The organism is Microbulbifer sp. ABM4_008 (assembly GCF_056311705.1).
In genome coordinates this window covers 1,010,650-1,026,220 of the sequence record NZ_CM149970.1, presented here as the reverse complement: position 1 = coordinate 1,026,220, position 15,571 = coordinate 1,010,650, and the positions used below count along the sequence as shown (strand labels likewise).

General features: G+C 48.0%; 13 protein-coding genes. 8 read left to right on the top strand and 5 right to left on the bottom strand.

Translation table 11 applies throughout. From position 1 onward, the window contains the following. Nucleotides 1–460: 460 nt before the first annotated feature. A complete protein-coding gene (locus ACYX4J_RS04485) occupies nucleotides 461–1,669 on the bottom strand; it encodes a BaiN/RdsA family NAD(P)/FAD-dependent oxidoreductase (protein ID WP_476177982.1) in 1,209 nt (402 codons plus the stop codon). 33 nt (nucleotides 1,670–1,702) lie between these two features. Beyond that, complete coding sequence (dcd, locus tag ACYX4J_RS04480) at nucleotides 1,703–2,272, bottom strand: dCTP deaminase (RefSeq protein WP_282933840.1); 570 nt, start codon at nucleotides 2,270–2,272, stop codon at nucleotides 1,703–1,705. Nucleotides 2,273–2,477: 205 nt separating this feature from the next. Here dcd and imuA point away from each other — a divergent pair, with 205 nt between their 5' ends. From imuA to ACYX4J_RS04465, 3 genes are all read left to right on the top strand, one after another. Further along, a complete protein-coding gene (gene imuA / locus ACYX4J_RS04475) occupies nucleotides 2,478–3,185 on the top strand; it encodes a translesion DNA synthesis-associated protein ImuA (protein WP_444925676.1) in 708 nt (235 codons plus the stop codon). 21 nt (nucleotides 3,186–3,206) lie between these two features. After that, nucleotides 3,207–4,712 carry a Y-family DNA polymerase gene (locus ACYX4J_RS04470; RefSeq protein WP_444925677.1) on the top strand — a complete coding sequence of 502 codons (1,506 nt, stop codon included), beginning with the start codon at nucleotides 3,207–3,209 and terminating at the stop codon, nucleotides 4,710–4,712. An 82-nt stretch (nucleotides 4,713–4,794) separates the two neighbouring features. Continuing rightward, on the top strand, nucleotides 4,795–7,941 hold the full coding sequence (locus ACYX4J_RS04465) for an error-prone DNA polymerase (protein ID WP_476177981.1): 3,147 nt from the start codon (nucleotides 4,795–4,797) through the stop codon (nucleotides 7,939–7,941). A gap of 89 nt (nucleotides 7,942–8,030) precedes the next feature. Here the strand turns inward: ACYX4J_RS04465 and ACYX4J_RS04460 are convergent, their stop codons facing one another. Further along, the gene (locus tag ACYX4J_RS04460; protein WP_476177980.1) at nucleotides 8,031–8,447 is read right to left on the bottom strand and encodes a pilin; all 417 of its coding nucleotides are present in this window, start codon (nucleotides 8,445–8,447) and stop codon (nucleotides 8,031–8,033) included. A gap of 384 nt (nucleotides 8,448–8,831) precedes the next feature. Between ACYX4J_RS04460 and pilB the strand changes: the two genes are divergently transcribed. From pilB to yacG, 5 genes are all read left to right on the top strand, one after another. Next, nucleotides 8,832–10,544: a type IV-A pilus assembly ATPase PilB gene (gene pilB, locus ACYX4J_RS04455; RefSeq protein ID WP_476177979.1), complete on the top strand. Its 1,713-nt coding sequence runs from the start codon at nucleotides 8,832–8,834 to the stop codon at nucleotides 10,542–10,544. A 171-nt stretch (nucleotides 10,545–10,715) separates the two neighbouring features. Further along, nucleotides 10,716–11,930, top strand: a complete 1,215-nt coding sequence (locus tag ACYX4J_RS04450; RefSeq protein ID WP_476177978.1) for a type II secretion system F family protein — start codon at nucleotides 10,716–10,718, stop codon at nucleotides 11,928–11,930. 2 nt (nucleotides 11,931–11,932) lie between these two features. Continuing rightward, nucleotides 11,933–12,823 carry a prepilin peptidase gene (locus tag ACYX4J_RS04445; protein ID WP_476177977.1) on the top strand — a complete coding sequence of 297 codons (891 nt, stop codon included), beginning with the start codon at nucleotides 11,933–11,935 and terminating at the stop codon, nucleotides 12,821–12,823. A gap of 111 nt (nucleotides 12,824–12,934) precedes the next feature. After that, entirely contained in the window at nucleotides 12,935–13,543 is a 609-nt protein-coding gene (gene coaE / locus ACYX4J_RS04440; protein WP_476177976.1) for a dephospho-CoA kinase, read from the top strand. Between the two features lie 52 nt (nucleotides 13,544–13,595). Continuing rightward, nucleotides 13,596–13,811, top strand: a complete 216-nt coding sequence (yacG, locus tag ACYX4J_RS04435; protein ID WP_108734183.1) for a DNA gyrase inhibitor YacG — start codon at nucleotides 13,596–13,598, stop codon at nucleotides 13,809–13,811. A 53-nt stretch (nucleotides 13,812–13,864) separates the two neighbouring features. On the opposite strand, the gene mutT is transcribed toward yacG, so the two are convergent. Next, nucleotides 13,865–14,263, bottom strand: coding sequence for an 8-oxo-dGTP diphosphatase MutT (gene mutT / locus ACYX4J_RS04430; RefSeq protein ID WP_444925689.1), 399 nt, complete (start codon nucleotides 14,261–14,263; stop codon nucleotides 13,865–13,867). Between the two features lie 9 nt (nucleotides 14,264–14,272). Continuing rightward, nucleotides 14,273–15,475, bottom strand: coding sequence for a bifunctional glutamate N-acetyltransferase/amino-acid acetyltransferase ArgJ (gene argJ / locus ACYX4J_RS04425; protein WP_476177975.1), 1,203 nt, complete (start codon nucleotides 15,473–15,475; stop codon nucleotides 14,273–14,275). Nucleotides 15,476–15,571 lie beyond the last annotated feature (96 nt).

Sequence of the window (15,571 nt, the reverse complement as noted above, 5' to 3'; positions counted from 1 at the left end):
TTATAAAAAGAAAATATCTCATAAAATTTTCAGCCAAAGTAAATCTACTATGAGTCATAGAAATAGGCTCTATGACTCATTTAATGGGTATTTTGTGAGTCATAGAAATAGGCTCTATGACTCATTTAATGAGTATTTTGTGAGCCATATAAAGCCTTACACAACTTCTGAGCTTGGCTTAAAATACGGAAGGCCTTAAAAGGTGGCATTCAAATCAACAGTTTGCACTTAATATCTATATATAAGATTTGGTTTGTTATCGATTTTGAACTAGTAACGAAGGATATATTGTTATATTCATCCTCATTTATTCCTGCTGCATAGGCTGCACGACTACCTCTCCCGCTGAGTGCACTCGCAGATGTGGCAATATTCACACTTTATAATTAGTGTTCAAACTTTATTATTCAGTGTTCAAACTTTTTCTACAGTGTTCAAACTTTATTGTACCGGCACACCATTAAGCCACCTCTCCTGCAGCATGACCTGAAGCCCAAGCCCATTGGAAATTAAACCCGCCGAGCCAGCCGGTTACATCGAGAACCTCACCAATAAAATAAAGCCCCTGCCGGGTTTTACATTCCATAGTACGGGAAGAGACCTGTGCAGTATCGACTCCACCTAATGTTACCTCAGCAGTGCGATATCCCTCAGTGCCCGCCGGTACCAATTTCCAGCTTTGTAACTTTTCCCCAGCTTGCTGTAACTCCCCCTCCCCAAACTGTTTTAGGGGGCGGCTAACAATTTGCGCTCGCTGCAGGAAAAACTGTACTAACTTTTTGCTCCAAACCTCAGCCAAAACGCTGTGTAAGTGGCCATCCGGGCTCTGTTGTCGGCGCAGCGGTAACCACTCTGCCAGATTTTTCTCTGGAGCCAAGTCAAATATTACCATTTGACCTTCTCGCCAGTGGCTGGAAATTTGCAAAACCGCTGGCCCACTCAGTCCCCTGTGAGTGAACAGCATCTGCTCCTGGAAACTACCTTCAGCGCAAGAAGCAGTCACTGAAAGGGAGGTTCCAGGCAAGGTACCCTGACGCTCCAATTGCCGTTTATGCTGGGTGAATGGCACTAGCGCTGCTCGAGTTGGGACTAAATCAAGCCCAAACTGCTCAGCGATCTCATAGCCAAACCCGCTCGCCCCCATGGTGGGAATAGAAAGGCCTCCAGTAGCCACGACCAAGGATTCACAGGTAACCGTCCCCATACTGGTTTCGACCTTATACCCCTGCCCCAGAGCTTGAATTTGAGTAATGCTGCAGCGCGTGCGGATCTGTGCCTTGGCCGCACGGCATTCCGTTAGTAACAAGTCGACAATATCCCTTGATTTATTGTCGCAAAAGAGCTGACCGAGGGTTTTCTCGTGGTAGGCAACCCCGTGCTTCTCCACCAGTGCAATAAAGTCCCACTGGCTATAGCGAGCCAAGGCGGACTTACAAAAATGGGGGTTATTACTGTAGAAGTTCTCTGCACTGGTGTAGAGATTGGTAAAGTTGCAGCGGCCACCACCAGACATCAGGATTTTCTTTCCGACTTTGTTGGCGTGGTCCAGGACCAACACGTTGCGCCCGCGCTGGCCCGCTGTAGCCGCGCACATTAGTCCAGCTGCCCCAGCGCCAATGACCAATACATCGACGCTTTCCGGTAGCTGGCTGGTAGAAACCTCTGTCATAGGTAGGAAATAGTACTGCAGTAAGATCGGTGATCAGGTGCGAGGCAGGGTAACGCCGCGCTGGCCCTGGTATTTGCCACCACGATCGGCATAGGACACATCACAAACTTCATCGGATTCGAAGAACAGCATCTGTGCCACGCCCTCGTTGGCATAGATCTTCGCGGGCAAGTTAGTGGTGTTGGAGAACTCCAAAGTCACATGACCTTCCCACTCCGGCTCCAGTGGCGTCACATTGACGATAATACCGCAACGGGCATAAGTGGATTTACCCAGGCAAACCGTCAATACAGAGCGCGGGATACGGAAATACTCCACCGTACGCGCCAGGGCAAAGGAGTTTGGCGGAATAATGCAGTGGTCGCCTTCAACATCCACAAAGCTGTTTTCATCGAAGGTCTTGGGATCAACTGTCGCTGAGTGAACATTGGTGAAAATCTTAAATTCACGAGCACAGCGAACATCGTAGCCATAGCTGGAGGTGCCATAGGAGATGAGTCGATCGCCATTATCGTTATGACGCACCTGACCAGCCTCAAAAGGCTCAATCATACCGTGCTGCTCTGCCATGCGGCGAATCCACTTGTCGGACTTGATACTCACTCCGTCCCCCTGAATAGAATAATTAGTGCTCAATTAAAGAGGCGGAATCATAGCCGGTTTAGGCTGTGCAAAAAAGTGCCTATCCAATGAATTCTCACTTGTTGCCACTGGATAGATACTGTATAAATTAACAGTATCACTGTATACACATACAGATTAAGACGAAGACAGTGGCCAGATCGGACTAAAATTCAGTGGTGGAATCGTGGGCAGCGCAGAAAACTTCATAGAAAACAATCAGTTAGAAAGCCAGGCAAAACACCAGAAACTGGCACAGTTACTCACCAGAGCCGACATCTGGCAAGCAGCGAATGAACCCCGACGACAGCGAAACGGCATCGCCAGTGGTTATCCAAGCCTCGATGCCCTCCTAGCGAACCACGGCTGGCCAAGAGGGGCCACTACTGAGCTACTCATGGACCAGATGGGTATCGGTGAACTCACCTTAATACTACCGGCCCTGGCAGGCCTCACTCAGAGGGGGCAAATGGTCATACTGATCAATCCACCCCATATCCCCTATGCGCCCTCATTGGCCAACAGTGGTATCCGCCTTGAGAACCTGCTGATCCTGCACCCCCGAGGCCCCAAGGATACTCTCTGGGCGATCGAGCAGTCCCTACAGTCCGGAAGCTGTGGTGCCTTACTCAGCTGGCAGGGGCGGCAATCCCTGAACCATAAAGATCTTCGCCGCCTGCAGCTCGCTGCCCGCAATGGGGACTGTCTGCACTTCCACTTTCGCCCTCAGTGTGAAACAGCAAACCCCTCACCCGCGAGCTTGCGCCTACAGCTCACACCCAGGGAAGGAGAGCTGGTGCTAAGGCTTTTAAAACAATTGGGTGGAAACTCTGGCCAAAACCTCTATTTGGCAAGAGCAGCAAAACTGGTCCGACGGGACCAACCTATGCACTGAACGGTTTCAAGGGGTAGCTCCATGCTATGGCTTTGTATTCAATTCCCCAGGCTTCCGTTAGAAGTTCTGACCCGCGCTCAGCAACAAGGAGAAGAGGCTCTACCCCAAGTTGTGGTTGAAAAACAGTTGGTGATTGATAGAAACCCAGCGGCATCCCAATGCGGCGTTGAGACCGGACTCAGTATTGCCACTGCGTCTGCTCTCTGTGCAGATTTACAGCTGCTACAACGCGATTCCCAGCGGGAACAACAAGAGTTACAGCAACTGGCCCAGTGGGCATACAGCTTTACACCACTTGTATCACCTCAGTCCGCAGGGCCTATGAGCAATGGTGAGAGCACTCCCGCCCACCTCTACCTGGAGCTGAGCGGCTGCCTAAAGGCCAGCGGTGGCTTCAAGGCATTGATACAGCAGCTGAGCGATGAGCTTGAGCAGATGGGAATCCACAGCCTGATGGGCCTCGGCCACAGCCCCAGTGCAGCTCATATGCTAAGCCAACTGACCGAACACCGGCACTGGCTTGCGCAATCAGATTCTCCGCCCAGCCCTCAGCAGTGGAGACAGTGGATTAGCTTTGCCCCATCCAAGCTCCTTAGTTGCGACAACAAAACTATTTCCAAGCTCTACGCATGTGGTATCAAGCGAGTAAGCCAGCTGCTCGCTATTCCACTCTCTGAGGTAGGCTCTCGTTTTGGTCGCCCATTTGTGGACTACCTGGCACGCCTGAACGGAACTCGCCAAGATCCAGTCTGTAGTTATCAGCCCCCTGCACAATTCCGCAGCGAGTTATTTTTCCCCAGCCCCTTGGATAATAGCGAACAACTGCTATTTCCTATCGGTCGCCTACTAAGGGAATTATGCTCCCAGTTGCAGCGACGCCAGCTCTACACACAACAGTTAAATTGGCATATGGATTTCGGCCAAAATAAATCTCAGGAAATAACCGTAGAACTCTCCACTCCGCAGTTGGATCCTCAACGCCTAATAGCACTAACCAAGCTGCAAATGGAAAGAGTAACTCTTGATCATCCAGTGCAGTCCATTAGCTTAAATTGCAAGCATTTAATCCCCTTGGAGCAGGGATCACTGGATGAAGATTTATTTGCTGAAGGCAGCCAACATAAACGCAATCAACAGCTATTAGACAAATTAAAAGCCCGCCTCGGTCATCAAGCACTCTCGGGAATTGCCCTAAAAGAAAGCTACCTACCAGAGCAGGCCTGGCAAAATACAGATACCCTGATAATTAAAAGTAACGCTAAGGGACAGCAAATTAAGCCCATCCAAGCACCGCGCCCCAACTGGCTATTAGCTCATCCAACCAAACTGGAAAGTAGCGAACACAAATTATTTTATCAGGGAGAGCTACACCTATTACAGGGGCCAGAGCGAATTGATGGCTATTGGTGGCAGCACGGGCGTCACGGGCGGGATTACTATATCGCAAAAAATAAAAGAGATGAGTTCTACTGGGTCTTTCAGGATCTTACAACCGAAGAGTGGTTTTTACATGGCGTTTATAGCTAAGCCTAAACCCCTTTCTTAATACTGATCTTCACCAAAACCCAAATCCCATCACAATCAACAGATAGACGCCGAGAGAATCAGCATGAGGTACGCCGAACTCTTTTGTCAAAGCAACTTTTCTTTTCTGCAGGGGGCATCGCATCCGCAGGAATTAGTCCAAACTGCTTACAACCTGCAATATACAGCCCTTGCTATCACCGATGAATGTTCCCTTTCCGGAGCCGTTAGAGCCTATAAAGAACTTGAAACCATCAAGTCTACAGACTCTAAAAATCCCGAGTTTAAACTAATTTTTGGCAGTTATTTCCGGCTCCATAACAACATAGAAATAGTTCTACTGGCTCCGGACAAAACTGCCTATAGCGAGCTATGCCAGTTAATTTCAAAATCACGCTTAAGAGCGGAAAAAGGAACCTACATTACTTATCAAAGTGACCTGGTAGAGTTATGCAAAAACCTAATTGCCATCTGGATTCCAAATTTTAATGAGATAGAAATACCTGAAGAAATCAAGAAAACCTTCAGCGAACGGCTTTACATTGCCATCAACAATCACCTACACGCAGAGGAAAGCCTTAAGTCCAATAGAATTACTGAGCTTGCAAGAAGAGAGAATATTTCCTTGGTTGCAACCAATCATGTCTTGATGCACTGCTATAGCCGAAAGCCACTACAAGATGTACTCAACGCAAATTACCATAACTGTACCCTGGATAATCTAGGGTATCGTATTGAGCAAAATGCTGAACGTTATCTTCGCAGCTTAGGTGATATCCAATCGTTACACTCCAAAGAGTCTATAGACAATACCAACCTCATTGCCAAACAGTGTACTTTTTGCTTGAGTGAACTCAGTTACGAATACCCATCAGAAGTTATCCCTCAAGAAAGTAATGCGAGTAGCTATTTAAAAAAGCTAGTACAAATAGGAAGGGCTGCTCGCTGGCCACAGGGTCCTGAAAAGAGAATTGATGAGATTATCAATAAAGAACTCGCAATAATAGCAGAACTGCAATATGAGCATTACTTTCTAACCATTTACGATATAGTCCAGTTTGCCCGCGAAAATCATATCTTATACCAGGGCCGTGGCTCCGCAGCCAATTCAGTAGTTTGCTACTGTCTATTCATCACAGAGATAGATCCTCATAAAATTGGATTGCTATTTGAACGGTTTATCTCACGGGAACGCAATGAACCCCCAGATATTGATGTAGACTTTGAGCACGAACGACGTGAAGAAGTTATTCAGTATATTTACACAAAATATAGCCGCGAAAGAGCTGGACTTACCGCTAGCAAGATCACCTACCGCTTTAAAAGCGCCGTAAGGGATATTGGAAAAGCCCTTGGTATCAACGCTGCCACAATAGAACAACTTATTGCTGAACGCGCCTGGTGGGACACTCTAGATAGTTTCCCCCAGCAGATGCAGAAAGTGGGAATAGATCCGAGTAGCGCAATAGGAAAAATGTTCCCGCAGTTACTGCAGCAAATATATGGTTTTCCAAGACATCTATCGCAACATGTAGGCGGTTTTGTTATTACAGAACAACCATTATACCAGCTGGTTCCAATTGAAAATGCCGCTATGGAGGATCGCACCCTAATCCAATGGGACAAAGAGGATATCGAAGATTTAAAACTAATGAAGGTCGATGTGCTCGCCCTGGGTATGCTGACTGCACTGCGTAAATCCCTGAATTATATTGCTCTATACGGCCCCAAATTGCGATTGCAGGATATTCCCGCCGAAGATCCACAGGTCTACGAAATGATGTGTAAGGCCGACACAGTTGGAGTCTTTCAAATTGAATCTCGCGCTCAAATGAGCATGCTGCCAAGATTACAACCCCGAAATTTTTATGAGCTTACTATAGAAATCGCCATTGTCCGCCCCGGGCCAATTCAAGGCGGCATGGTACACCCCTATTTGAAACGCAAGCAGGGATTGGAGACCGTGCGCTATCCTCATAACAGTTTACGCCCAGTGCTTGAGCGCACTCTCGGTGTTCCTATATTTCAAGAACAAGTTATTCAACTTTCGATGGTCGCAGCAGGGTTTAGCGGCGGTGAAGCGGATGAGCTGCGCCGAGCCATGGCCAGCTGGGGAAAAAATGGGGACTTGTATAGATTCAGGGATAAGCTTGTGCGAGGGATGCAAAGTAATGGCTATAGGGAAAGTTTTGCTGAGCAGCTCTTCAACCAGATGAAGGGGTTCGGCTCCTATGGTTTCCCCGAATCTCACTCTGCAAGCTTTGCGCTTTTAGCCTATTTTTCTGCCTGGATTAAATACCATCATCCAGCGGCCTTTTACTGTGGGCTGCTCAATAGCCAACCGATGGGGTTCTATGCGCCGGCACAGCTGGTTTATGATGCTCAACGGCATGGGGTGAAGGTTTTGCCTATTGATATCCTCCACAGCCACTGGAATCACCGCTTGGAGCCGGGGAAAGTATCAGTTTCTCAACAGCTCCACACTGGATATAAGGACTTTTCTGCCTCCACCAGTATCTCAACAAACTCCGATAAAGAGTCAGGTTTTTCCGCTGAACTGCCTGCGCTTCGCCTGGGCATGCGCCTAGTAAAAGGATTGAAAGAAACAACGGCCAATGTAGTTAAAAGAGAGAGAAAAGAAATCGGCATTCACTCTCTAGCACAAATGCAAAAAAACACAGGAATGTCCAGTGAACAACTAGCCTGCCTAGCTAATGCAAATGTATTCCACCATTTTACTCAAAGCACTCAACAAGGTTATTGGCTGACCATTAATAACCACCAAGATAGCAACTACAATTCACTCAAGCCCCTGATAACGATTCAAAGTAGTGTAGAGCAAAATTACAACGCTATCGGATTAACTTTAAATGAACATCCAATCGCATTATTGCGTCGACGGCGGCGCTTTCAGCATTGCACCAATGCAAAAAATATCTCCACCATTCAAAACAATCATCCTATAAGTGTAATTGGTATCGTCACTTGCCGACAAAAGCCAGGCACCGCCTCAGGAGTTATGTTTCTTACTCTGGAGGATGAAACGGGCACTATAAATATCGTAATCTGGAAAACAGTCCAGGCTAAATTTAAAGCTGCGCTAATAAATGGGAGAGCTCTATGGGTTACCGGTGTAGCTGAGCACAATGTGGCAAAAAATAACAAAGCAACTACGGTGTCTCATGTTATTGCCAAGAAAATTGTAGCGGTGGAAATAGAGCCCAGGCAATAATAAGAGATCAGTACATTCAATATGGAAATTATTGCAATAAAAAACCCTGCAAAGCAGGGTTTTTTATTGCTCAATCAACTTGCTAAGAATTAGCAGTCAACCCAGCCCTCAGCACATACATCATCTCCGCCTGTGGAGTTGATAGTCCATGTCATAGAGGAAGTACCAGCAACAAACCCCGGAACGATATTAATAGTCTCATTAGTACCGTCACCATTGAGATCGGTAAGGTCCATACTAATAGTACCGTCTACGATAGCAGTCACCGCACCACTAACATTAGGTACACCATTTAAACCTGCATCGCAAGGTGTGAGATCAGCGCCATTACTTTGTGCACAAATAGCAACCGCTGTTTTAACTGCATTAGCTTCACTTGCCAGAACCTGACCAGTAGCGCCACGAGTGTAATCTTCATAGGCCGGCAGAGCTACCGCGGCCAAAATACCGATGATCGCTACTACGATCATCAATTCAATAAGAGTAAAACCCTGTTGCTTTTTCATTGTAACCGTCTCCATACAGACTTGAATAAATATGGACTCCGTGAAGAAGTCGCACTACAAGATACAAGGTTTATGCCAACTCTTGCAAGACGGTACCAAGACTGGTTTCCGCTATTGAGAAATCAATCACTCGGTGACATCAACATGCTGCTAGCTAGCACTAAGTGACAGTATCCATCACCCTGTGACAAAAATTGTCACAGGTCTCACTAGCTAGTTGAGTGTAGGCAACGACAAAGAGTAAATACCTGATTTGGCTCAATTCGGCTAATTCGTTATATTTAGTTAACCTGCACCAGCCCATTATGAGGGTCGGTCTGATTCCCGTTCGAGTAAAGCAAGCAGGCCTAACTCCTGCGATAACACAATGTGGCAACCCAATCAATGACAACTCCCGCTCTTAGTGGCCTGGCTAAACGCCTGGTTGCAGATAAAATTCTTGATGAGCCAACAGCAAAATCAGCTATCAAGGCTGCCTATCGGGAAAATCAAAGCTTCGCGCAACACGCTGTAGAAACCAAGCTTGTTTCTGCTAGGGAGCTTGCCAATATCGCCTCTCAGGCATTTGGCACGCCTATCTTTGAGCTGAGTAGCTATAACTTCGAGTTAATACCTAAAGATACAATAGCTGAAAACTTGATCAGCAAACACTTCGCACTTCCCCTCTATAAGCGCGGGAACCGCCTCTTTGTTGCCGTAGCAGACCCGACCAATCTGGCCGCCCTGGATGAGATAAACTTCAATACCGGATTAAATACCGAAGCAATATTGGTCGAAGCGGATAAGCTGAGTAAGGCTATTGAGAGCTACCTATCGCAAAATGACAACATCGGTGCCGGGCTCGATGGCGTAGACGACGAAGAGCTTGATGGCCTGGATGTTGATGGTAGTGAACCGGAGCATGACAGTGAAGGCGAACCCGGGGGGGATGAGGCCCCAATCGTCCGTTTTGTCAACAAGGTTTTATTGGATGCTATTCGCAGCGGCGCTTCAGATATTCACTTTGAGCCTTATGAAAAATCGTATCGTGTAAGATTTAGGACTGATGGGGTACTGCATGAAATCGCCAAGCCACCGATACAGTTATCCACAAGGATATCAGCCCGGCTAAAAGTAATGTCCAGAATGGACATCTCGGAAAAACGCGTACCACAAGATGGTCGCATTAAAATGAAGCTGTCCAAAACCAAGGCTATCGATTTTCGGGTTAACAGCCTGCCTACCCTGTGGGGCGAAAAGATTGTTTTACGAATCCTCGACCCCTCCTCGGCCAAACTGGGAATTGATGCACTCGGCTATGAGGATTTCCAGAAACAAATCTACATGGACGCCCTCGCTCAACCACAGGGGATGATTTTAGTTACCGGACCCACAGGGTCAGGAAAAACAGTCTCCCTCTATACAGGCCTCAACATCCTCAACACCCCAGAGCGCAATATTTCAACTGCAGAAGACCCGGTAGAAATCAATTTGGAGGGGATCAACCAGGTTAATGTTTCTACAAAAGTTGGGTTAGATTTCGCGGAGGCACTGCGCTCGTTCCTGCGACAAGATCCGGATATTGTTATGGTGGGAGAAATCCGGGACTTAGAGACAGCGGAAATTGCAATCAAGGCCGCCCAAACGGGACACTTGGTGCTATCCACCTTACACACCAACTCTGCTCCAGAGACCCTGACTCGCCTGATGAACATGGGGGTACCGACATTCAATATTGCCACTTCTGTTAGCGTAATCATTGCCCAGCGCCTGGCTAGAAGGCTATGTAACGAATGCAAGAAGCCAATTAACCTACCCGATGAGGTCTTGGAAGCCGAGGGGTTCAATACGGTTACCATTCCACAAGATGAATGGTCCATCTTTCAACCCGTAGGCTGTGAACATTGCACTAAAGGCTATAAAGGGCGCGTAGGCGTGTATGAAGTGGTTCGCATCACTGACGGCATATCCAGAATTATAATGGAGGGCGGCAACTCCATCCAGATTGCTGACAAGGCGCGTGAAGAAGGGTTTAATAACTTAAGAATTTCAGCCCTTCGAAAGGTGGTTATGGGGGTTACCAGCCTGGAAGAGGCAAACCGGGTAACCAAAGATTAATACAGCTTAACGGTTTGCCAACTTGAAAGACCACAATTATTGATTAATGAAAAGTCTTGGAAGGTATACCTTATACCCCAGTATATAAATAACAAGCCTTGAAAGAATTAAGTGTTATCTCTTGCAAGTCGAATTAACAAGTGCAAGAGACAAAGAGCAGGAAGAGCATTTATGGCCAATGCCACAGCAGTTGAATACATCTATAAAGGTGTGGACAGTAAGGGTGCCAAGGTTCAAGGGGAGATCAGTGGCACCAGCCCCGCCCTGGTCAAGGCCCAGCTACGCAAGCAAGGCATTATTGCCAACCGGGTACAAAAAAAACCCAAACCTCTCTTTGGGAGCGGCAAGAAAAAGGTTAAGCCCGCTGATATTGCACTATTTACTCGCCAAATGGCTACCATGATGAAGGCCGGTGTCCCTCTAGTTCAAAGCTTTGAAATTGTCGCCGATGGCTTAGACAACCAAAGTGTTAAAGAGCTGATATATAAAGTACGGGATGAAGTCGCCTCAGGTACAGCTTTTGCCGACGCCCTGAGAAAGCATCCCCTATATTTTGACAACCTTTTTTGCAACCTTGTAGCATCCGGGGAAGAGTCTGGCGCACTGGAAACAATGCTAGACCGCATAGCAACCTATAAGGAAAAAACAGAATCTCTTAAAGCAAAGATCAAGAAAGCCATGACCTACCCAATTGCGGTTGTTGTGGTCGCTGTGATTGTTACCTCCTTGCTTTTAATAAAAGTTGTCCCCCAATTTGCCAAAACTTTTGCCGGCTTCGGTTCTGACTTACCCTACTTTACACAAATTGTTGTAAACATGTCTGAATGGATGCAGGATTATTGGTTTATTGCATTATTTGGCACTGCTGCCACGCTGACAGGCATCATAGAATCAAAAAAACGAAGTAAAAAAGTGGCCGAGTTTTTTGACTCCTTAATACTGAAGCTACCCATCTTAGGCACCATCACTTATAACTCAATATCTGCGCGTTTTGCGCGAACCCTTTCTACCACTTTTGCTGCGGGCGTCCCTTTAATTGATGCCCTAAAGTCGGTTGCCGGAGCCACTGGTAATTCCGTCTATGAAGAAGCCACTCTAAAAATCAGGGACTCTGTTGCCACCGGTATCCCTTTGAATACTGCTCTCCGATCCTCGAACCTTTATCCTGCTATGCTAATCCAGATGACTGCTATCGGTGAAGAGTCTGGAGCCCTTGATGAAATGTTAGGAAAGGCCGCTGATTATTATGAGGAAGCGGTTGATAATATGGTCGACAATTTAACCACCCTGATTGAACCAATGATTATGGCTGTTTTGGGTGTGCTTGTCGGGGGCTTACTTATCGCTATGTACCTTCCTATATTCAATCTGGGGAAGGTTATTTAGTCATGCTACAAGAAACCACCAACACCCTGCCAATACTCATCTTGGCAGGGGCCTTTATTTTAGGGCTTCTAATAGGCAGCTTTCTCAACGTCGTAATCCTGCGCCTCCCGGTTATGATGGAGCGGGAATATAAGCGAGACTTCTATAGCTACTTTGATACAAAGCCCTCTACCGAAGAAGAGCAGAAGGAGTTAGAAAAGCCTTTCAATTTGGTACTACCTCACTCCCACTGCCCCAAATGCCAGGTTGAGATCAAGGCCTGGCAAAATATCCCGATTATTAGCTACCTGTTTCTTCGCGGTAAGTGCGGCTCCTGTGGTACCGCTATTTCCAAGCGCTACCCAATGGTAGAACTGATTACCGGCATTCTGACCGCTGTCGTTGTCTGGCAGCTGGGCTTCACTTGGCAGGCACTGGCTGGATGCTTTTTTACCTGGGCATTGGTCGCCTTAACAGGTATCGATTTTGACAAGCAACTGCTTCCAGACAGTATTACGCTGCCGCTACTCTGGGCCGGTTTAATCATCAATATTTGGGGAGTGTTTGCTTCTCTGCAGGACGCAGTAATCGGTGCTATTGCCGGCTACCTATCTCTTTGGCTAGTGTTCCACATCTTTAAGATTGTTACCGGCAAAGAAGGTATGGGGGCTGGTGACTTTAAAATCCTGGCAGCTATCGGCGCCTGGTTTGGCTGGCAGGTGCTACCGATGGTCATCCTACTTTCTGCCGTCGTGGGGGCTATCGCGGGAATTTCCTGGAGCGTTGCTGTAGGGCGGGATCGCAACTTGCCCATCGCTTTTGGCCCCTATCTGGCTGGTGCCGGCTGGATCGCTATGCTGTGGGGGGACCACATTATGAACTGGTATTTCAATATCTCTGGACTCACCGGTTAAACCGCAAGCTACCTACTCTCCATCCAATTGGATTACCATGACCCCGGCCAGCTATCTGGCCGGGGTTTTTATTTATACCGCAACCTTATTTATTCTTGGGGAGGGCAGCCATTGTTTACCGTAGGTTTAACCGGCGGGATCGGCAGCGGAAAGTCAGCAGCAGCTGGGCATTTCCATGACCTTGGCATTAATGTAGTAGATGCAGACTGGGCGGCAAGGGTTGTGGTACAACCGGGAAAGCCCGCTCTGGAACAGATAGCCCGTCACTTCGGAGCCGATGTCTTACTGGAAAATGGCGAGTTAAACCGAGGCAAACTACGCACACTAATATTTGACAATCCAAGCGATCGGCAATGGCTGGAGAGTCTATTACACCCGCTTATAAGAGAAGAGATAACTTCCTCGCTGAACGCAAGTCAGGGGCCCTACGCGATATTGGAATCCCCCCTTCTGATTGAATCAGGCCAATATGAGCTTGTTAACAGAATTTGTGTAGTCGATCTACCCGAGCCCTTGCAGCTTCAGCGCGCCAGCGCGCGCGATAACAGTCAGCAGGAGCAAATTCGCAAAATCATGGCGGCCCAACTGACAAGGGAGCAACGACTAGAGAAGGCCGATGATGTGCTGGATAACGCTAATGACTTAGCCTCACTCAAAGCTCAAGTAGAGCAGCTCCATCGGGAATACTTACGGATTACCCGGCTGGAACAATCGAACTAAGTTAATTAGAGTACAATTCCGATTCAGATCACTTTAGAGCCCAAGCTATCTTATGCCTAAATCCAGCGTAACGCCGACACTCAACTGCCCTACCTGCAAAAAGCCCATTGAATGGAGCGATAAGTTTCCCTTCAAACCTTTTTGTAGCGAACGTTGCAAGCTGATTGATCTCGGCGAATGGGCTAGTGAGGGACACAAGATTCCCGGGGAGTCAGTGTATGACGATGTGCTGAGTGATGACCTGGACCCGAACAAGCCCCGCCATTAAGGCCATCCAACCCACTTGAACAGCTGCCTGCAAGCAGCTGTTCAAGATGAAGCTTAGGAGAAACTCCCTTTTACCGCTTCAATAATTGCTTGGTTGGCATCGGGGAAGTGGAAGTTATCCAGCTCCCCAGCAGACACCCACTTGATTTCCTGCTGCTCTCGTCCTAGGGCCTCACCCGTGAACTGCGTTACCTGCCAAGTATCCAGCAGCACGGTTTTTTCAGGGTAATCGTGACGAATTTCTACCAGAGGTTGCAACTCCTGTACTTCAATGGCCACTTCTTCAAGTAGCTCCCTATAGAGCGCCTCCTGCACAGACTCATCAGCTTCCACCTTGCCACCGGGAAATTCCCAGCGCCCCCCCATATGCAAATGGTCGGGACGGCGGGCAATCAGGATCTTGCCGTCCCCCCGGGTTACTACACCGACAGCAACATGGACAACCTTACTCACTCTACTACCTCAAGTCCGATATTCTGCGTTGATGGTGACATACTCGTGAGAGAAGTCACAGGTCCAGATGTGCTCACTGCTGGCACCTCGACCCAGCTCAATACGGATTGTAAATTCAGCTTTTGAAAATACCTGCTCTCCAGCCTGCTCTTGATATCCAGATGCGCGCCCACCGGCACTTACCACCTGTACATCATCGAGGAAAATCTCCACCTTTTCGGTGTCTAACTCGCCTTGGATAGCATTGCCGATCGCCATCACCAGCCGACCCCAGTTAGGGTCTGAGGCATAAAGTGCAGTTTTCACCAGCGGAGAATCACCGACTTCAAAAGCTACTGCCAAGGCCTCTTCACTGCTGAGCGCGCCATCCACTTGTACGGTAACAAACTTGGTCGCTCCCTCACCGTCCCTGACAATGGCCTGGGCCAGCTCTATATGAATTTCCGAAATTGCTTTATACAGCTCCAGATAGCCAGTGTTCTCAGAGCTGCTGATCATCTCCCCCCGAGCACCTGTAGCCATCAAAACACAAGCATCATTCGTCGAGGTATCTCCATCTACGCTAATCCGATTAAATGAGGCCCCAACAACTTCCCGCACCATTTGATCTAGCAGGGGCTGCGTCACACCGGCATCAGTGGCGACATAGGCCAGCATGGTAGCCATGTTCGGCTGGATCATGCCGGAACCTTTGGCAATACCGACAACGGCAATCTCTTCACCATTAATCATTAACTTGCGGCTCGCAATCTTTGGCCGGGTGTCCGTAGTCATAATGGACTCGGCCGCCAATTCCCATCCGGCGGGATCAAGCTGTCCAGCAGACCCCGGGATAGCAGTGAGTAACCTCTCCATCGGCAAGTGCTCACCAATGACACCAGTACTAAAAGGCAATACTTGTTCAGCAGAAATCTTCAGTGCATCTGCCACCGCCTCGCAAGTAGCCCGGGCATCCGCCAGTCCCCTTACCCCAGTAGCGGCATTGGCATTGCCGGCATTAACCACCAGGGCTCGCACTTCTCCTTTGGCGATATGCTCTTTGGCCACCGTTACCGGAGCCGCACAAAAAGTATTCTGGGTAAAAGTGGCTGCAACTGAAGTTCCTTCAGCAAGCTCAACCAACAACAGGTCATTGCGTTCCCAGTCTTTGATCCTGGCTGGCACACTGGCGAGGCGAACCCCTTCGACAACGGATATGGATAATTCAGGCATAAGAATAACGACTTTGGGCTATCACAGCTGCAGGTAAACCTAGACCCCAGTTCACCCAAACGGAATAGCGGAAATAAATGAGCGGCCGACATTATC